At 73.6% G+C, this 17484-nt stretch carries 14 protein-coding genes; 7 read left to right on the top strand and 7 right to left on the bottom strand.

The genetic code is table 11. The features are described from left to right. Nucleotides 1-72 precede the first annotated feature (72 nt). The gene (locus KME66_RS25445; RefSeq protein ID WP_216326327.1) at nt 73-1560 is read right to left on the bottom strand and encodes an HtaA domain-containing protein; all 1488 of its coding nucleotides are present in this window, start codon (nt 1558-1560) and stop codon (nt 73-75) included. 135 nt (nt 1561-1695) lie between these two features. On the opposite strand from KME66_RS25445, the gene KME66_RS25440 reads away from it, so the two are divergent. The 4 genes from KME66_RS25440 to KME66_RS25425 all read left to right on the top strand — a co-directional run bounded on the left by KME66_RS25440 (nt 1696) and on the right by KME66_RS25425 (nt 5973). Beyond that, nucleotides 1696-2799 carry a hemin ABC transporter substrate-binding protein gene (locus KME66_RS25440; protein WP_216326324.1) on the top strand — a complete coding sequence of 368 codons (1104 nt, stop codon included), beginning with the start codon at nt 1696-1698 and terminating at the stop codon, nt 2797-2799. After that, a complete protein-coding gene (locus KME66_RS25435) occupies nt 2796-3977 on the top strand; it encodes an iron ABC transporter permease (protein WP_216326322.1) in 1182 nt (393 codons plus the stop codon). Before KME66_RS25440 ends, KME66_RS25435 begins: the two co-directional genes overlap by 4 nt. Continuing rightward, on the top strand, nt 3974-4813 hold the full coding sequence (locus KME66_RS25430) for a heme ABC transporter ATP-binding protein (protein ID WP_216326319.1): 840 nt from the start codon (nt 3974-3976) through the stop codon (nt 4811-4813). The genes KME66_RS25435 and KME66_RS25430 overlap by 4 nt, the downstream gene beginning before the upstream one ends. 137 nt (nt 4814-4950) lie before the next feature. Continuing rightward, entirely contained in the window at nt 4951-5973 is a 1023-nt protein-coding gene (locus KME66_RS25425; RefSeq protein ID WP_216326316.1) for a hypothetical protein, read from the top strand. 141 nt (nt 5974-6114) lie between these two features. On the opposite strand, the gene KME66_RS25420 is transcribed toward KME66_RS25425, so the two are convergent. Together KME66_RS25420 and KME66_RS25415 are read right to left on the bottom strand one after the other, a co-directional pair. Further along, nucleotides 6115-6861: a bifunctional DNA primase/polymerase gene (locus KME66_RS25420; protein ID WP_073218328.1), complete on the bottom strand. Its 747-nt coding sequence runs from the start codon at nt 6859-6861 to the stop codon at nt 6115-6117. 167 nt (nt 6862-7028) lie between these two features. Then, nucleotides 7029-7676 carry a TetR/AcrR family transcriptional regulator gene (locus KME66_RS25415; protein ID WP_216326313.1) on the bottom strand — a complete coding sequence of 216 codons (648 nt, stop codon included), beginning with the start codon at nt 7674-7676 and terminating at the stop codon, nt 7029-7031. 301 nt (nt 7677-7977) lie between these two features. On the opposite strand from KME66_RS25415, the gene ddaH reads away from it, so the two are divergent. After that, nucleotides 7978-8793, top strand: a complete 816-nt coding sequence (gene ddaH / locus KME66_RS25410) for a dimethylargininase (RefSeq protein ID WP_073218335.1) — start codon at nt 7978-7980, stop codon at nt 8791-8793. A 172-nt stretch (nt 8794-8965) separates the two neighbouring features. Here the strand turns inward: ddaH and KME66_RS25405 are convergent, their stop codons facing one another. After that, nucleotides 8966-10195, bottom strand: a complete 1230-nt coding sequence (locus tag KME66_RS25405) for a PP2C family protein-serine/threonine phosphatase (protein WP_216326310.1) — start codon at nt 10193-10195, stop codon at nt 8966-8968. Nucleotides 10196-10382: 187 nt separating this feature from the next. Continuing rightward, the gene (locus KME66_RS25400) at nt 10383-11378 is read right to left on the bottom strand and encodes a small ribosomal subunit Rsm22 family protein (RefSeq protein ID WP_216326294.1); all 996 of its coding nucleotides are present in this window, start codon (nt 11376-11378) and stop codon (nt 10383-10385) included. A 230-nt stretch (nt 11379-11608) separates the two neighbouring features. On the opposite strand from KME66_RS25400, the gene KME66_RS25395 reads away from it, so the two are divergent. Next, nucleotides 11609-12934, top strand: coding sequence for a hypothetical protein (locus KME66_RS25395; RefSeq protein WP_216326292.1), 1326 nt, complete (start codon nt 11609-11611; stop codon nt 12932-12934). A 150-nt stretch (nt 12935-13084) separates the two neighbouring features. Here KME66_RS25395 and KME66_RS25390 read toward each other — a convergent pair whose 3' ends face one another. Beyond that, nucleotides 13085-14515 carry a multidrug effflux MFS transporter gene (locus KME66_RS25390; RefSeq protein WP_216329626.1) on the bottom strand — a complete coding sequence of 477 codons (1431 nt, stop codon included), beginning with the start codon at nt 14513-14515 and terminating at the stop codon, nt 13085-13087. A gap of 89 nt (nt 14516-14604) precedes the next feature. Between KME66_RS25390 and KME66_RS25385 the strand changes: the two genes are divergently transcribed. Further along, entirely contained in the window at nt 14605-15600 is a 996-nt protein-coding gene (locus KME66_RS25385) for a Gfo/Idh/MocA family protein (RefSeq protein ID WP_216326289.1), read from the top strand. Nucleotides 15601-15699: 99 nt separating this feature from the next. On the opposite strand, the gene KME66_RS25380 is transcribed toward KME66_RS25385, so the two are convergent. Then, nucleotides 15700-17367 carry an alkaline phosphatase gene (locus tag KME66_RS25380; protein WP_216326287.1) on the bottom strand — a complete coding sequence of 556 codons (1668 nt, stop codon included), beginning with the start codon at nt 17365-17367 and terminating at the stop codon, nt 15700-15702. Between the last annotated feature and the right edge of the window lie 117 nt (nt 17368-17484).

Here is a 17484-nt window from a genome sequence, read left to right as displayed (position 1 = left end):
ACCGGGGGCGGAAGAGGAACGTGAGGGGAGGGAGTGAGGACTCATCAGGCACGCATGGGGGGATGCCGGGGGTCAGGAAGTCCGGGGGGAGTCGGGGGCCGTGGAGGCGTCGGCGGCCTCGGGGGCCGACTGCGCGGAACGGCGGCGCAGGGCGAGGAACGCCGCCGCGGCTCCGAGGAGGAGCAGCGCGCCGCCGCCCACGGCCGCCCAGGTGCCGACGCCCGGGCCGGAGCCGGAGGAGGCGGCGGCCGGTGCGGCGGAGGGCTCGTCGGTGGCCTTCTCCGTGGGCTCGGCGGCGGCGGTCGGCTCGCTGCCGAGGTCGGGCAGCGCGGGCAGTTGGGCCTTCTCGTCGACGGTCACGGCGAGTGAGACCGGGTCCATCGCGGTGCCCGCCCGGTACATCGAGCCGAACGCCTCGGAGCCTTCGGCGGTGAGGGCGGCGGGAGCTTCGGTGAGGGCGGCAAGACCGTTCTTCGGCACGAAGTCCTCGGCCTCGAAGGTGACGATCGGAACGCTCTTCGCGGTCCTGCCCCCGCTGGTGACGTCGGCGGAGAGGGTGCCTTCGCCCGTGGTGACGGTGACGGCGACCGCGGCGAACGTCAGGTCGAGACCGTGGGCGCCGGTGAAGCGGATGCTGCCACTGAACTCGGCGTCCAGCGTCCCCTTCTCCGCGTCGTACGTTCCCCTGCCCCGCGGGAAGCGGAACAGGGCCCCGCCGTCCTGGGCGCCGTCGGAGAGCGTCCACGTGCCCTGGCCGACGGAGCCGGTGACGTACTCACGGAAGGTGCGGCGTACGCCCCAGTCGACGGCGGCGTCCTCGAAACGGCCCGCCTTCCTCTCGTCCTTCCGCTCCGCCTCGTTCTTCCGCTCCGCCTCGCCCTTCCGCTCGCCCGCGCTCTTCTCCTTGTCCGGGGCGGACGGCTTCGGGTCGGCGGCGCCCTCGGTGTCGACGGAGAGGCTGACGGGGTCGAGCGGGGTGCCCTCGGTGTAGTAGCCGGCGAAGGCGGAGGCGCCCTCGGCGGTGAGCGTGGTGGGCACGCCGGTGAGGGCGACGGGAGTGGAACCGCCCCGCATGGTGATCCCGGCGAGTCCGAGCCTGGCCAGGGGCACTTGGGAGCGGCTGGAGACCTTGCCGGTCCCCCGCTCCTTGCTGACCACGTCCGCGTGGAGCATGCCGCTGCCACCGCTGATGCGGATCGCAGGGCGGCTGATCGTGAGGTCCAGCTCGTTGCCGCCGCCGGCCTTCGCGTGGCCGGTGAAGCGCACGCCTCCGGAGAAGGCGGAGCTGAACGCCCCGGTGTCCGGGTCGTAGGAGCCGGTCGCCGAGTGGAAGCGGAACTGACTGCCGCCGACCGTGGCCGCACCGCCGGTCAGACTCCAACTGCCTTTCGCGATGGGCCCGGTGACGTAGCTCTGGAAGGAGGCTTTGATGCCCCAGTCCAGCCGTCCGCCCTGCACCGTGCGGCTTGCCGCTTGCGCGGTGACCGCGGGGAGCAGGGCCCCCAGCAGCACCGCGAGGAGCGCGACGGCGAGCGCGCGGGGGGCTCTGGACGACGGCATGACGGACCCTCCGAGGAGTAGATAGTAAGGCAAGGCTAACCTAAGCTATCTCCAGCCCGAGCCGGAAGTCCTTCCGCTCACGCCGCTACGGCGCAGGGCCGACCGCACACCGCAGAACGACAGGACGGTGCCCCCGTGCGCAACTCGCAGGACTTCGCCCCGCCGGGCCCGGACACCGCGACGGCAGCACGCCGTCGCCCGGTCCGGCACAGGGCCGCCGCCGCGCTCACCGCCGCCGTCACCTTCGCCCTGGTCCTGACCGGCTGCGGCGGGGGCGACGCGGCACCGAAGACCGCGTCCGGGTCCGCGTCCGGGTCCGGGTCCGCCAAGAGCTCCGCCGACGCGGACCGGGTCGAGCCGCTGGCCGGTACGCCCGCGCCCGAGCTGCCGGTGACGGTCGAATCGGCCGACGGCAGGAAGATCACGATCGACTCCGCCCACCGGATCGTGCCGCTGACGGGGTCGCTGAGCGAGATCGTCTTCACCCTCGGCCTCGGCCGGCAGGTCGTCGCCCGGGACATCACCGCCACCTTCGAACAGGCCGAAGAACTCCCGGTGGTGACGCGGGCCCACGACGTCTCGGCGGAGAGCGTGCTCTCCTTGAAGCCGACGATCGTGCTGGCCGACACCACCACGGGACCGTCCGAGGCCATCGACCAGATCCGCGACGCGGGCATCCCGCTGCTCGTCGTCGAACCCGCCGGGGGACTCGACGACGTGGGCCGCAGGATCGACACCGTCGCCGAGGCCCTCGGCGTACCGTCGGCCGGTACGGAGCTGAAGAAGCGCACCGAGCGACGGATCGCCGACGTCCGGAAGTCCGTCCCGGACCACGCCGACGGCGAGAAGCCCCGGGTCGCCTTTCTCTATCTGCGCGGTTCGGCCTCCGTCTATCTGCTGGGCGGCGCGGAGTCCGGGGCCGGTTCGCTGCTGGAGGCGGCGGGCGCGGTCGACGCGGGGAAGGAATCCGGCCTGGACAAGGACTTCACCGCCATCACCAGCGAGGCCCTCGCCAAGGCAGCCCCGGACGCGATCCTGTTGATGACCAAGGGGCTCGCGTCGGTCGGCGGCATGGACGGACTGGTGAAGATCCCCGGGATCGCGGAGACCCCGGCCGGAATGGACCGCCGGGTCGTCACCGTCGACGACGGTGTGCTGCTGAACTACGGGCCGCGCACCGACCGGGTCCTCGCCGAGATCATCGGGCAGCTGTACGCGAAGGGCGGCACGGGCCGGTGACCACGTCGTCGTACGAGGAGCGCACCGAACCCGCGGAGAAGTCCCCGGGCGGACCGGCGGCGGACGCAGCCTCCAGGACCTCCGGGGCCTCCGGGGCCTCCGGGGCCTCCGGGTCCTCCGGGTCCTCCGGGTCCTCCAAGGCCAACTCCCCGCGCAGCAGGGCGTATCTGCTCAGCGCGGGACTCGCCCTCGCTCTGCTCGCCGGCTGCCTGCTGTCGGCGGCGACCGGCGCGTACGGCATCCCGCTCGGGGACGCCCTGTCCTCCGTGCAGCATCGGATCGGGCTCGGCGGGCAGGCGCTGGACCGGGTCGGCGAGAGCGTCCTGTGGAACGTGCGGCTCCCCCGGGTCGCCCTCGCGGTGCTCGTCGGCGCGTCGCTCGGCTGCGCGGGCGCCCTGATGCAGGGCGTGTTCGGCAATCCGCTGGCCGAGCCCGGCGTGATCGGGATCTCGGCGGGCGCGGCGGTCGGCGCGGTCGCCTCGATCGCGCTCGGCCTGACCTTCCTCGGCAACTGGACCATCACCGTCTGCGCGTTCCTCGCCGGACTGGCGACCGTGCTGGTCGTCTACGCGTTGTCGCGCTCCGGCGGCCGGACCGAAGTGGTGACGCTGATCCTGACCGGCATCGCCGTCAACGCCTTCGCGGGCGCGCTGATCGGGCTGTTCATCTTCTTCGCGGACAACGCGCAGATCACCCAGATCACCTTCTGGCAGCTCGGTTCGCTCTCCCAGGCGACCTGGCCGAAGGTGCTGGCCGTGCTGCCGTGCGCGCTGGCCGGGCTGCTGATCGCCCCGTTCCACTCCCGCAGGCTGGACCTGCTGGCCCTGGGCGAGCGGCCCGCCCGGCACCTGGGTGTGGACGTGGAGCGGCTGCGGATCGTCCTCGTGCTGGTGGTGGCGCTGCTGACGGCCGCCGCGGTCGCCGTGGCCGGGATCATCTCCTTCGTCGGGCTGCTCGTCCCGCATCTGCTGCGGATGGCGAACGGCCCCGGTCACCGCTTCCTCGTCCCGGGCAGCGCGCTCGGCGGCGCGTTGGTCCTGGTGGCGGGCGACCTGGCGGCCCGGACCGTGGCGGCCCCGGCCGAACTGCCCCTCGGGGTGCTGACCGCGCTCTTCGGCAGCCCCTTCTTCTTCTGGCTGCTGCGCAGGACCCGTCGTAAGCAGGGTGGTTGGGCATGAGGATGCTGAGAGATCTGTTCGCGGTACGTACCCGGGAGCTGCCCTCGCCCGTCGCGCCCGGCACCCCCGCCGTCGAGGCCGCCGGGCTCACGGTGCACCTCGGGCAGCGGCGGGTGCTCGACCGTGTCGACCTGACCGCGCACGCGGGCGAGGTGGTCGCCCTGGTCGGGCCGAACGGGGCCGGCAAGTCGACGCTGCTGGCCGCGCTCGCCGCCGACCTGGCCCCCGGAGGCGGGGAGGTGCGGATCGACGGCCGCCCCGCCGCCGCGTGGTCGCCGCCCGAACTGGCCCTGCGCCGCTCGGTGCTGCCGCAGTCGGCCGTGCTGTCCTTCCCGTTCCCGGTGGAGGACGTGGTGCGGATGGGGCGGGCGCCCTGGGCGGGTACGGGGCGGGAGGACGAGGACGACGCGGCGGTGGCCGCGGCGATGGCGGCGACCGAGGTGACCCGGTTCGCGGCCCGCCCGTTCTCGGCACTGTCGGGCGGCGAGAGGGCACGGGTGGCGCTGGCCCGGGTGCTGGCGCAGGGGGCCCCGCTGATGCTGCTCGACGAGCCGACCGCCGCCCTGGACCTGCGCCACCAGGAGCTGGTGCTGCGGATCTGCCGGGAGCGGGCCGCCGCCGGGGACGCGGTGGTCGTCGTCCTGCACGATCTGGGGCTCGCCGCGGCGTACGCGGACCGGGCTGCCGTCCTGCACGACGGGCGGATCGCGGAACTGGGCCCGCCCGAGGAGGTGTTCAGCGGGGAGCTGCTCGGCGAGGTCTACCGGCAGCCGGTGGAGGTCTTCCCCCATCCCCGTACGGGCACACCGCTGATCGTGCCGGTACGCCGCAACTGACGCGGCCCCGGGGCCCGTCCTCGGCCCGGTCGCGGTGGGGGCGCTGTATCCGGTCCCCGCCCGCACGCCTGTCGCGGTCCCGGTAGGGTTTCGACGGTCAGTGCGGGCGACGGATGCGGAAGGCGCAGAAGCAGCGGATGACGAGACACCCTGGGCTGGGCCGGCTGACGGCGGGGCTCGCGACGGCGACGGTGCTGTGCGTGACGGCGACCGGCTGTGTGACGGTGCACGGGGAGCTGGAAGTGCTGCCCGGGGCGAAGAAGTCCGAGGCCGCCCAGGCCCTCAAGGACTTCACCGCCGCCTACAACGCGGCGGACAAGGCGTTCGATCCGGCGCTGGACGCGGACCGGGTGACGGGCTCGCTCGGCGCGATCAACCAGGCCGGGCTGAAGGCCCGCCGGACCTACAACCCCGGGGGCAACAAGGCGCACAAGCCGTTGGTGCTGGACGATGCGACCTACGTCATCCCCAAGAAGACGGGCTGGCCCCGGTGGTTCCTCGCGGACACCGACTCCAACCAGGACCAGGAGGGCGGGAAGCTGGACACCCGCTGGCTGGTGGCGTTCGTGCGGACGGGCCCCGACGCGCTGTGGAAGGCTGCCTACCTCGGCGTCCTCCCGGCGTCCCAGGTACCGGAGTTCGCCCTCGACGAGGACGGGTTCGCCACCCCGGTGAAGCCGCAGGACGACGAGCTGGCCGTGGCGCCCGCGGACCTGAGCGCCTCGTACACCGGCTATCTGCAGAACGGCAGCCCGGACGTGTTCACCCCGTCCACGTCGACCTCCGGCTGGCGCGAGACGCGCCGCACCACACGGCGGGCGGGATTCTCGTACCAGTACGTCGACCAGCCGCTGACGGGCGACTCGTTCGCACCGCTGGGGCTGCGCACCGAGGACGGCGGGGCGCTGGTCTTCTTCAACAGCAAGCACTTCGAACGGCAGATCGCCGCGGAGGGGCTGCGGCCCGAGGTCAACCCGGATGTGAAAGCGCTGCTCACCGGCGAGGTGAACAGCACCCTCACCAAGGAGCGCGTCTCCAGCCAGCTCGTGCACGTCCCGCCGCGGACCGCGGGGGCCGGTTCCGGCGCGGACACGGGCTCCGGCGGCAAGGTGCGGATGCTCAACCGGCTGCCGGGCCTGATCGCGGCGAAGGGCGAATAGCGGGGCGGGCACGAGCGGCGGCCGGGAGCGAACGGCGCGGCTCGGAACCTCGTGGCGGATCGGCCCGACACCTCGTGGCGGATCGGCTCAGCGGCTAGTGGTGGTTCGGCCCGACGCCTCGCGGCGGACCGGCTCAGCAGCTCAGCGGCTCAGCGGCCAGGCGACCGCGTCGTGGTCCAGCTCGCTCTGCTCGGCGGTGCCCGCGTACCGCGCGCAGGCGTCGGTGAGCGTTTCCAGCAAGGTCAGCGGGTCGGGCAGCTCGTGCTCGGGCCCGCGCACCCAGTGGACGTCCAGCTCACCGGGGAGCCGGGCGGGCGGCAGCAGGACGTAGCTGCCCCGGCAGTGCCAGCGCAGACCCGGGTGGGCGTCCATGGTCTCGGGGTGGCAGTCCAGCTCGCAGGGCCACCACTCGTCCTCGTCCTCGGGGGTGCCGCGGGTGGCGGTGAAGAACAGCATCCGGTCGTCGCCGGACCGGGCGACCGGGCCGACGTCGATTCCCGCGTCGAGAAGACGCTCCAGGGCGCTGTGGCCGGCGGTGAGCGGGACGTCGAGCACGTCGTGGACCATGCCGGTCGCGGTGATGAAGTTGGCCTGCGGCTGACCGGCGGCCCAGCGCTCGATCTGGGCCCGGTCGGTGGTCGACTGCGTCTGCCAGGCGAAGGAGACGGGGTGCCGGGCGGGAGTGGGGCAGCCGATGCGTTCGCACGAACATCGGTATCCGACGGGGTGGGCGGCGGGCGCGACCGGCATGCCCGCGTCGGCGACGGCCAGGAGCATCGCCACCCGGGCCGATGCGTCGCTCTCGGCCCCTGATGCTTTGGGACGTCGCCGCAGCCACTGGGAGATCCTGCTCTCTGTGCCGCGGAAACGGCCGGACTCGGCGCCCATCAATCCCCTCACCTCAGCAGTTCACCTCAGCGTTGCCTGTCCATGGTCGCACCATCCTGCGGTTCGGGTGGCCAGAGTTCGCCGACGAGGCCGTGTACCACTGCACCGAGTGACCACCATCACGCCCGATGTCGCCATATTTCGGATGCGATGGGAGGCGGCGGGGGTCACGGCCGCGGGGCGAGCCCGCCGACCGCGTAGTCGACGACCTCATCGGCGTACGCGTGCGTGAGCGGCAGGGTCCGGAGCAGCCAGCGGTGCATCAGCGGGCCGATGAGCAGCTCCAGGGCGATCCGGGGGTCGACGTCCGCACGGACGTCTCCCGCCTCCTGGGCGGCGCGCAGCCGTGTGACGTACAACGCGAGCTGCGGGTCGAGCAGCTTGTGGACGAATGCGGCGCCGAGTTTCGCGTCCACGATGCCCTCGGCGGTCAGCGCGCGGGTGGGGGCCTCCAGGGCCGGGTCGTTCAGCTCGTCGACGGTGGCCCGCAGGACGAGCTTGAGGTCGGCGACCAGGTCACCGGTGTCGGGGATGCCGGGGACGGTCCCGCCGGACTCCCCGGCGCCCGCGGGCCCGGCCCCGCCCTCTTCGGCCCCTCGGCCCGCCAGGTCCAGGAAGGCGTCCATCAGCACGGCGGCCTTGGAGGGCCACCAGCGGTAGATGGTCTGCTTGCCGACCCCGGCGCGGGCGGCGATACCCTCGATCGTCGTACGCCGGTACCCCACCTCCGTGACGAGGGCGAGGGCGGCGTCGTGGATCGCGCGCCGGGAACGGTCGCTGCGGCGGCTGGAGTCGGGTGCCTTAGTGGATGCCATACGGCCAACCTACCTGGCACGAGCCGATACGTATCGTCTTGCAGCACCCTGAGGGGGTGTCCCCGCGGTGCCCTGCCGGGGAGCCCCCGCCGCGCCCTGTCGGGGGCTCCCTCCGTGCCCCGTCGCGGTGCTGCCGTGGCGACCCGTCGCGGTGGTTCTCGTGGCGCCTCTCACGGCATGCGGTGACCCGGCCGGTCGAATCGCTGCGGATCCGGCGCGCACAGCGCACCATGGGCTCACGCACAGACCGTGCGCATCCCACCGTTCCGCGGCCACGACCGCCGATCGCGAGGAGCCCGAGTTGAACCGTGACGCCACCCCTCGTCGCTACCTGATGTGCGCACCGACGCACTTCCGGGTCACCTACTCCATCAACCCGTGGATGGACCCGTCCAAACCCGTGGACCTGCCGCTGGCCCAGACCCAGTGGGAGGACCTGCGCGACCGCTACCGGAGCCTCGGCCACACCGTCGAACTGCTCACCCCCCGCCCCGACCTGCCCGACATGGTCTTCGCCGCCAACGGCGCCACGGTCATCGACGGCCGGGTGCTCGGCGCGCTGTTCGCCTACCGGGAGCGGTTCGAGGAGGCGGGGGCCCACCGGGACTGGTTCCGGGAGAACGGCTTCGCCGAGGTCCATGAGCCGGAACACGTCAACGAGGGCGAGGGGGACTTCGCCGTCACCGCCTCCTATCTGCTGGCCGGGCGCGGATTCCGCTCCAGCCCGCTCTCGCACATGGAGGCCCAGGAGTTCTTCGGGGTGCCGGTCATCGGGCTCGATCTGGTGGACCCGCGCTACTACCACCTGGACACCGCGCTCTGTGTGCTGGACGCGGCGGCCGACGAGATCATGTACTACCCGGACGCGTTCTCCGCGGCCAGCCGGGCGGTGCTGCGCCGGCTGTTCCCGGACGCGCTGCTGGCCCGGGAGGCGGACGCGGCGGCCTTCGGGCTCAACTCGGTGAGCGACGGGCGGCACGTGCTGCTCCCGCAGGGCGCGACAGGGCTGCTCGATCCGCTACGGGACCGGGGCTTCGAGCCGGTCCCGATGGACCTGGGCGAGCTGCTCAAGGGCGGCGGCAGCGTGAAGTGCTGTACGCAGGAGCTGCGGGCCTAGGGACGCCACCGGGGTCCGCCTCGGCCACCGGCCCCACCGCACGCACGCCCCGCGCCCGGCCCGCCCCGGGCCTGCCCCGCCTTGCGCCAGGCCCCGAGCGGACCTGCCCCGCTCGGGGCCTGGCCCCGGGGCAGCGCCGTTCAGGCCCCGCCCCGGGAGCGGGCTGCCCCGCTCAGGCCGAGCGGGAGGGGCAGTCCAGGGCCGGGCACACCTCGCAGTCGGGGCCGCCCACCGCGAGGACGGGAAGCGGGGAGGGCCGGCCCGGGGCGGTTTCGCCGCGGTCCGGGTGCCGCTCCGGGTGACGGGGAGCGCCGTCACGGTGTCCGCGCCGGGGTTCGGCGGCCGGGGCGGGGTCCGCCTCCAGCAGGAGCAGCGCGGAGTCGTCCTCCAGGTCTCCGTGCGCGTGCCGGTGGAGGCTTTCCCGGAGCAGGCCGAGACTGCGGTCGAGGCGGTCGCGGGCGAGCAGTCCGGCACTCTCGGCCACCGGGTAGAAGGCGCCGTCGGCGTCCCGCGCCTCGCTCAGGCCATCGGTGTAGAAGAGGATGCGGTCGCGGCTTCCCAGACGGGAGCGGCCGAGGACCGGGGCGGCGGATGCACCGAGAACCGCGCCCAGTCCCAGCGGAAGCGCCCGAGCCGGAGGGCTCAGGCACTCCGCCGCGCCGCCCCGGCGGATGACCAGGGGATCCGGGTGGCCGTAGTTGACCGTGAGCAGGGTTCCGTCGTCGCGGAGTTCGGAGAGGACCGCGGTGGCGAACTCCTCGCCCTCCCTGCGCCGGGTCAGGGCGCACTCCACCCGCCGCCCGACGTCTTCCAGGTCCCTGGTCGTGGACGCCGCCTCACGGAACGAGGCCAGCACGGTCGCCGCCGTCCTCACCGCTTCGAGCCCCTTGCCCTGGACATCGCCCACGATGACCCGCACCCCGCCGCGGACCGGCTCGACCGCGTAGAAGTCCCCGCCGATGTCCGCGGCGCGGGCGGCGGAGACGTACGACGCCGCGGCGTTCACCCGCCCCACCCGGGGCGGAGGGGGCTGGAGGATGACCCCCTGCGCCGCTTCCGCAACGGTCTCGACGGCGGACAGGCGGTGGGCCGTCCTCAGGCGACGGCGCGCCGCCCAGGCGGAACAGAAGGTCACCAGCACGACGGCGCCGAGGGCCGCGCGGGAGTCCGCGGTGCTCCAGTCGCCACTGAGGCCGCATGTGATCACGCTGAGGGCGGCGCTGATCGCGCCGATCCGGAGCACCGTGGCCACGGAACCGTTGATGGCCGCCAGCGCCGGCAGAACCGCCGCCAGGTGGAGGAAGCAGATGTCCGGGCCTACGACGGCGTCCAGAAGGACGAGGACGAAGGGTGCCGCTTCCAGCAGCAGGCCAGCCTTCGACCAGGGTTTCCCAGGATGCATGGAGTGATCAGTTCTCCGCTGTCGGGGATTTTCCAGGACAAGCGCGCACGTGATCGTTAAGTATACATTTGTAAAAAATCCGACAAAAGGTTCTTCCTGGGTGCCTGCCCCGGCCGGGGCAGGCGGGCCGGGAGCCCGTTGGCCGGTGCCGTCCGGCGGACGGTCGGGCGGTCAGGCGGTCAGGCGGTCACTCGGCGCCCTCCGGCGGCCAGGGATCGCCCCAGGCGATGTCCCTGGCCGCGCGGTACAGCTCGCCGTGGCGCTTGGTGACCGTGGAGCGGGCCAGTCCCTCGTCCCGGGTGCACAGCTCCAGCAGGACCTGGCCCTTGCGGATCTGCGGCCTGCGGGTGATCCGGGCGGCCGCCGGGGCGGCCGGGAAGCGGGTGCCGACGACGTAACTGAACTTCTCGTCCTCGTGGCTCAGCGAACCCCCCTTGACCCGGCGGTGCAACGAGGAGCGGCTGACCCGCGCCGAGAAGTGGCACCAGTCGGCCCCCGGCTCGATCGGGCAGGCGTCGCTGTGCGGGCAGGGGGCCGCGATGCACAGCCCGGCGGCGATCAGCCGGTCGCGGGCCTCGATGACGCGGGCGTAGCCGTCGGGGGTGCCGGGCTCGACGATCACCACGGCCCGGCCGGCCGCGGCGGCCGCGTCGACCAGCGCGGTCCTGGCCTCCGCGGTCAGCTCCTTGAGGACGTAGCTGACGGTGATCAGGTCGGCCGGGGCCAGCTCCAGGGCCGTGCCGATCCGGGCCCGCTCCCAGCGCGCGTCGCGGAGCGAGGGCACACCGGACGCGTCGGCCAGTTCGCGGCCGAGCGCGAGGGCCGGTTCGGCCCAGTCCAGGACGGTGGTCGCCGGGCCCTCCCAGGCCCCGGCGACCGCCCAGCTAGCCGCGCCCGTGCCGCCGCCGACGTCGGTGTGGGTGGCGGGGGCCCAGTCGGGCGCGGCCTCGACGAGGGCGTCCAGGGCGGACCGTACGGCCTCGAAGGTGGCGGGCATCCGGTACGCGGCGTACGCGACGACGTCGGACCGGTCCCGCAGGACCGGGGCGTCCGTCGGGGTCTCCCCGCGGTAGCTGGCGATCAGCCGGTCGACGGCCTGCGCGGCCTGCTTGGGCGGCAGTCCGTCGAGCAGCCCGGCCAGCGCCGCGCGCAGGGACTCTGCGGTGGGGAGGGTGACGTTCACCGGCGAATTGTAGGCGGAGGCGACCCGTCGGCCGCATTCCGCTTCGCCGGGGCGGGAGGGGGTACGCAGGGACGTACGCGTGCGGCACAGGGGCCGCGGCGGGCCCGCACCAGGCGTTCAGGTCACCGGTACGGAACGGGAATCCGGCGAACTCCACCCGGCCGGAGCCCTGTTGCTACGCTGACCCGCGCGTGCGGGGCACCGGGGCGAGATGGTCCAGCGGGGGAGCCATGAGGCAGAAGATCGTGCGGCTGACGCTGGTCGGCGGGGTGGTCTTTCTCGCCCTGCTCCTGCTGCTGGCGACCTGCGGCGGAAGCCCCGAGGACGGCGGGAGCACGGACGGCGCCACCTCCCCCGCCGCCGCGAAACCGGCGCTGCCGAGCGCGGGTCCGGTGACCCGGCTGACCGTTCCGCCCGCCTACGTGACGGACCGGGGGTGGGAGATCATCGGCGCCTCCCCCGATGTCGCGGTCTCCCACGCGACGGGTCTGCTGGCCTATCTGGAGCGGTCCGGGGAGAACCGGTACCGGCTGCGCACCGTCGACACGGCCACCGGCGAGCTGGGCTGGCGGGGACAGGCCTGGCAGCCGCCGGACCCGCTGCACTACCCGAAGCTCGCCACCGTGACCAAGGACGACCGGCAGTACTTCGTGACCTGGTCCTACGGGAAGGCCGGCGACGGTCTCTCGCCGTCGGGCACCTTCCTCGCCCTCGATCTGTACGACGTGACGAACGGGAACCGGCAGCGCGTCGAGGTGCCGTGGTCCGGGGCCCCGAAGGTGACCACGACCGGGCCGGGCATCGTGATCAGCGACGCGAAGGCGAACAGCACCCTGATCGACCCGGTCACCGGCGAGGTGACCGAACTCGGCGCGGACAGGCTCGGGTACCCCAAGGGCTGCCCGGCCTGCAAGCAGCTCACCGAGGTGCACGGGCAGACCGCCGAGGGCCTGCTCCTGGGCGGGGCACGCGAGTTCTGGGTGCGCGGCGGCTGGTTCAGCCGGAACGTCGCGCCCGAGGGGACGGAGAAGGGCAGCGGCGTGGTGACGTCGATGACCCCGGACCACGTCCTGGCGAAGTGGCGGCCCGCGAAGAAGACCGGGCGGGCGGCGACCCACGAGCTGTGGGCGGTGCACGACGCGGCGACCGGGAAGGTGCTCACCTCGGTGGAGTGCCACAAGCCGGCCATACAGCCGGGGCGCTACCCGCAGGCGGTCCTCTCTCCCTCGGGCGACTACCTGATCGCCGGGAACCTGGCTTTCGACCTGGCGGCGAAGAAGGGCCGCTGCTTCGAGGACGAGGGCGGCACCGCGCATCTGACGCTGGCCACGGTGACGGACGACGGGATCGCGTACGGGGCGGAGAACGCGCGCGACGCCTCGGAGGCGCTGTCCGGCGGCGGGCTCCCGGTCGTGATGGACTTCGCCACCTGGAGCACCGAGCGGCTGTCGCGCAACGCACGGCTGCCGGGGACGGAGACGACGGGGGTCGGGGTGTTCCGCTGGACCGACCGGCAGGACCGGACGCATCTGATCGGCTACCCGCGCACGGGCTGACCGGTCCGGCCGGCGACCTCCACCGCCCGGTCGCCCGATCGGCTGCCCCTCCCGGTCACGTGCCGGCCGACCCGGTGGGACGGACACGGCCCGATCCCGCCCGGACGCGCTCGGGCCCGCCCTCCCGGGCAGGTTCCTCTCCTCGGGACCTCAGAGGCCGTCGGCCCCGCGCCCCGCACGCTGCCAGGGGCGGCACAGGAGGAGGAAGCAGCCCACCGCCGCCACCGCGCAGCTCACCTGGACGACGGCCATCGGAACGGCCGTGTCCTCCCCCGCGATGCCGACCAGCGGGGAGGCGACGGCTCCGATGAGGAACGAGGACGTGCCGAGCAGCGCGGAGGCGGAACCCGCCGCGTGCTTGGTCCGCATGAGGGCCTGGGCGTTGGTGTTCGGCATCGCGAGGCCCATCGCCGACATCAGGACGAACAGCCCGGCGGCGACGGGGAAGAGGCCGACCTCGCCGAAGACACCGGTCGTCATGAGGAGCAGCGCGACGGCGGCCAGCACGATGACGGTGAGGCCGAAGCCGAGCACCTTGTCGAGCCGGAACCGGCCCACGAGGAGCTTGCCGTTGATCTGCCCGACGACGATCAGACCGATGGAGTTGAGCCCGAAGAGCAGGCTGAAGGTCTGCGGCGAGGCCCCGTAGATCTCCTGCACGACGAACGGGGAGGCGGAGATGTACGCGAACAGGACGGCGAAGGCGAGGCCGCCGGCGACCATGTAGCCGGTGAAGACCCGGTCGGCGAGCAGCCCGCGCATGGTGCGCAGGGCGTCGGTGACACCGCCGGTGTGGCGGGAGGCGGGCGGCAGCGTCTCGTGCAGCCACTTCCACACGACGAGGGTGAGCGCGATGCCCACGGCGGTCAGCACCACGAAGATGCCCCGCCAGTCGGTGACCCGCAGGACCTGCCCGCCGATCAGCGGGGCGACGATCGGGGCGGCGCCGGAGATCAGCATCAGGGTGGAGAAGAACCGGGCCATCTCCACGCCGTCGTAGAGGTCACGCACCACGGCCCGCGCGATGACGATCCCGGCCGCGCCCGCGAGTCCCTGGAGCAGGCGGAAGCCGATGAGGAGTCCGGCGGTGGGGGCCAGGGCGCAGAGCGCGGTGGCGACGACGTAGACGGCCATGCCGAGGAGCAGCGGCGTGCGGCGGCCCCAGCGGTCGCTCATCGGGCCGACGACGAGCTGGCCGAGCGCCATTCCGGCCAGGCACGCGGTCAGCGTGAGCTGGATCGTGGCGGCGGGGGCGCTCAGGGAGTCGGTGACCGCGGGGAGCGCCGGGAGGTACATGTCCATGGACAGCGGCGGCAGGGCGGTGAGCCCGCCGAGGACCAGGGTGACCAGGAGCCCGGCGCGCCGGGCGGCGTTCGCCGCCGGGGCGGGCAGTGGGGGGCTTCCGGGCCCGCCGGGCGCTCCCGGCAGGCCGGCGGGGGTGGTGGCCGGCGGGGCGGCCGGGTCGACGGAGAGGGCGCCCGCGTCCCCGTGCGGGACGGCCGAGCCGTCGTCGGCTCCGGGTCCGGTCCCGGAGGTGGGTATGGGTGCTCGCTGGGCCCGGCTGCCGCCGCTCTCCGGCATTCTCATCTCCACATCGTTGAATCCGCATCTATGCTCTCAGCTCGACCGGAGTGGTCGATACCTTTTTCGGGCTGGCTGGGGTGGCGGGCATGGGTGACAGGGTGCGCTGGGGTGTGCTGGCGACGGGCGGCATAGCCGCGACCTTCACGGCGGACGTGCAGGGACTGCCCGACGCCGAGGTGGTGGCCGTCGCCTCGCGTACGGAGACCTCGGCGCGGGCGTTCGCCGACCGGCACGGGATCGCCCGCGCCTACGGCAGCTGGGCGGAGCTGGTCGCCGACGACACGGTGGACGTGGTCTACGTGGCCACCCCGCACTCGGCGCACCACGCGGCGGCCGGGCTGGCGCTGCGGGCCGGAAAGCACGTGCTGTGCGAGAAGGCGTTCACGCTCAACAGCCGGGAGGCCAAGGAGCTGGTGGCGCTCGCCCGCGAGCGGGGCCTGTTCCTGATGGAGGCCATGTGGACCTACCTGAACCCGGTGGTCCGCCGGCTGACCGAGCTGGTCCGGGACGGGGCGATCGGCGAGATCCGTACCGTCCAGGCGGACTTCGGCTTCGCGGGCGACTTCGCCCCCGGTCACCGGCTGCGCGACCCGGCCCTCGGCGGCGGGGCCCTGCTGGACCTCGGGGTCTACCCGGTGTCGTTCGCCCACCTGCTGCTGGGCGAGCCGGACCGGGTCCGGGCGGACGCGCTGCTCTCCCCCGAGGGCGTGGACCTGAACACGGGGATGCTGCTCGGCTGGGAGTCCGGCGCGACCGCGCTGCTGTCCTGCTCGATCGTCGGCCACCATCCGACGGCGGCCACCGTGATCGGTACGGCGGGGCGGATCGACATCCCGCGCGACTTCTTCCACCCGGACCACTTCGTGCTGCGGCGGGCGGGCGCGGAGCCGGAGACGGTGACGTCGGGGCCGGGCCCGCAGGGTCTTTCGGGCATGCAGTACGAGGCGGTCGAGGTGGCGCGCGCGGTGCGGGCGGGCGAGACGGAGTCCCCGCTCGTCCCGCTGGAGGGTTCGCTGGCGGTGATGCGGACGCTCGACGCGGTACGGGACCGCATCGGCGTCCGCTACCCGGCGGACGCCTGAACCCGGAGGCGTCCGGCCCCCGCTGCGCGGGCATGGGCCCCGTCACGCGGGCCGGGGCCCCCGCCACGCGCGGGTGAGCCGTCGTGCGGGCATGAGCCGTCACGCGGGCGTGAGCCCCGGGTTCCCGGCTTCCGTGACGAACGAGGCCGCGGTGGTGACGGGCGCCCCGGGCGTCGTGACGGCCGCGACCGTACGGAAGTCGGCGCGCGCCTCCTCCGTACCGAGGGTGACGAGCGCGTAGCCGCGCCGCCCGTTGTAGTGCTTGAGGTGCGGGTTGGCGCGGGTCTGGTTCTCCCAGTTGGCGGGCCGGTCCGCGCCGTCCTTGCCGCTGGCGATGGAGGTGGTGACGATCTCCGTGCCGACGGTGCGCGAGGCGGAGTCGTCGAAGTCCTTCTTCAGGTCGAAGGCGTACGAGACGTGGACGTCGCCGGTGAGGACCATCAGGTTGTCGATCCCCGCGGCCTCGGCACCGGCCAGCACGCGCTGCCGGGAGGCGGGGTAGCCGTCCCAGGAGTCCATGGAGAGCTTGAAGGCGTCGGTGGGCACACTGCGCCGCTGGGCGAAGGTGACCTGCTGCGGGACGACGTTCCAGGTGGCGTTCGAGGCTCGCCAGCCGTCGATCAGCCAGCGCTCCTGGGTGGCCCCGGTCATGGTGCGGGCGGGGTCCTCGGACTCGGGGCCCGGGGTGCGCCAGCCGTCGCCGTACGCCTGGTCGCTGCGGTACTGGCGGGTGTCGAGGATGTCGAACTGGGCGAGCCGCCCGAAGCGGAGGCGGCGGTAGAGCGTCATGTCGGGCCCGGTGGGGCGCTGCGGGGTGCGCAGCGGCTGGTTCTCCCAGTACGCGCGGTACGCGGCGGCCCGGCGGAGCAGGAACTCCTCCGGGGGGACGTCGTTCTCCGGGATGTCGCCCGCGTAGTTGTTCTCGGTCTCGTGGTCGTCCCAGGTGACGACGAAGGGGTGGGCGGCGTGGGCGGCGCGCAGGTCCGGGTCGGACTTGTAGAGGGCGTAGCGCAGCCGGTAGTCCTCCAGCGTCGTCGTCTCGCGGTTGAAGAGGTCCGGGAGGCGGCGGTCGGTGTAGTCGCGGGCCCCGCCGGCGGCGTCGACGGCGTACTCGTAGAGGTAGTCGCCGAGGTGGAAGACCACGTCGACGTCCTCGGCCGCGAGGTGGCGGTGGGCGGTGAAGTACCCGTGGTGGTACGCCTGGCAGGAGACGGCGGCCAGGGCGAGGCGGCTGTTGCGGGCGCCGGGGGCCGGGGCGGTGCGGGTGCGGCCGACCGGGCTGGTCCAGCTGCCGGCGCGGAAGCGGTAGTAGTAGAGGCGGCCGGAGTCGAGGCCCTGGACCTCGGCGCGGACGCTGTGGGCGAACTCGGGGTGGGCCGTGGCCGTTCCGCGCCGCTCGACACGGCGGAAGCGCTCGTCGCGGGCGACCTCCCAGCGCACCTGGACCCGGCCGCGCGGCAGTCCGCCGCCCGGCTCGAAGGGACGGGGGGCGAGCCGGGTCCAGATCAGGACGGACGTGGGGTGCGGATCACCGGAGGCGACGCCGAGGGTGAAGGGGTCCTCGGCGATCCGGCGGGCGTCGGCCTCGGCCGCGCTCGCCGTGCCGGCGGCGGGCAGGTTGACGGCGAAGGCGAGTGCGGCGGCGGCTCCGGTGACGGTCAGGAAGCGCCGGCGTCCCACGCCTGGTTCCAGTAAGCGGGCGGCGGTGCGGAGTTCGCTGGCTCGGGTGCCCTGATCGGGCGTCATGATGGTCCGTGCGGCTGTCATATGCCCCTCCTCAGCCCGGATGGTGTCGGTATTCATGGCAGCGGGAGGGGACGACGCACCGTTGTCGCGTGCACAACATCCGCATGGCGGGTCGATGAGCACCGCGTGCCCCGTGCA

It is taken from the genome of Streptomyces sp. YPW6, assembly GCF_018866325.1.
Lineage (GTDB): Bacteria > Actinomycetota > Actinomycetes > Streptomycetales > Streptomycetaceae > Streptomyces.
Note: the sequence above shows the minus strand (reverse complement) of the source record. Positions and strands in the feature narration are given on the sequence as shown.

Excerpts from the sequence above, each read along its gene's own strand:
- KME66_RS25445 (WP_216326327.1), bottom strand. The coding sequence starts at position 1,560 with ATGCCGTCGTCCAGAGCCCCCCGCGCGCTCGCCGTCGCGCTCCTCGCG.
- KME66_RS25430 (WP_216326319.1), top strand. The coding sequence starts at position 3,974 with ATGAGGATGCTGAGAGATCTGTTCGCGGTACGTACCCGGGAGCTGCCC.
- KME66_RS25425 (WP_216326316.1), top strand. The coding sequence starts at position 4,951 with ATGACGAGACACCCTGGGCTGGGCCGGCTGACGGCGGGGCTCGCGACG.
- KME66_RS25420 (WP_073218328.1), bottom strand. The coding sequence starts at position 6,861 with ATGGGCGCCGAGTCCGGCCGTTTCCGCGGCACAGAGAGCAGGATCTCC.
- KME66_RS25415 (WP_216326313.1), bottom strand. The coding sequence starts at position 7,676 with ATGGCATCCACTAAGGCACCCGACTCCAGCCGCCGCAGCGACCGTTCC.
- KME66_RS25405 (WP_216326310.1), bottom strand. The coding sequence starts at position 10,195 with ATGCATCCTGGGAAACCCTGGTCGAAGGCTGGCCTGCTGCTGGAAGCG.
- KME66_RS25395 (WP_216326292.1), top strand. The coding sequence starts at position 11,609 with ATGAGGCAGAAGATCGTGCGGCTGACGCTGGTCGGCGGGGTGGTCTTT.
- KME66_RS25390 (WP_216329626.1), bottom strand. The coding sequence starts at position 14,515 with ATGCCGGAGAGCGGCGGCAGCCGGGCCCAGCGAGCACCCATACCCACC.
- KME66_RS25385 (WP_216326289.1), top strand. The coding sequence starts at position 14,605 with ATGGGTGACAGGGTGCGCTGGGGTGTGCTGGCGACGGGCGGCATAGCC.
- KME66_RS25380 (WP_216326287.1), bottom strand. The coding sequence starts at position 17,367 with ATGACAGCCGCACGGACCATCATGACGCCCGATCAGGGCACCCGAGCC.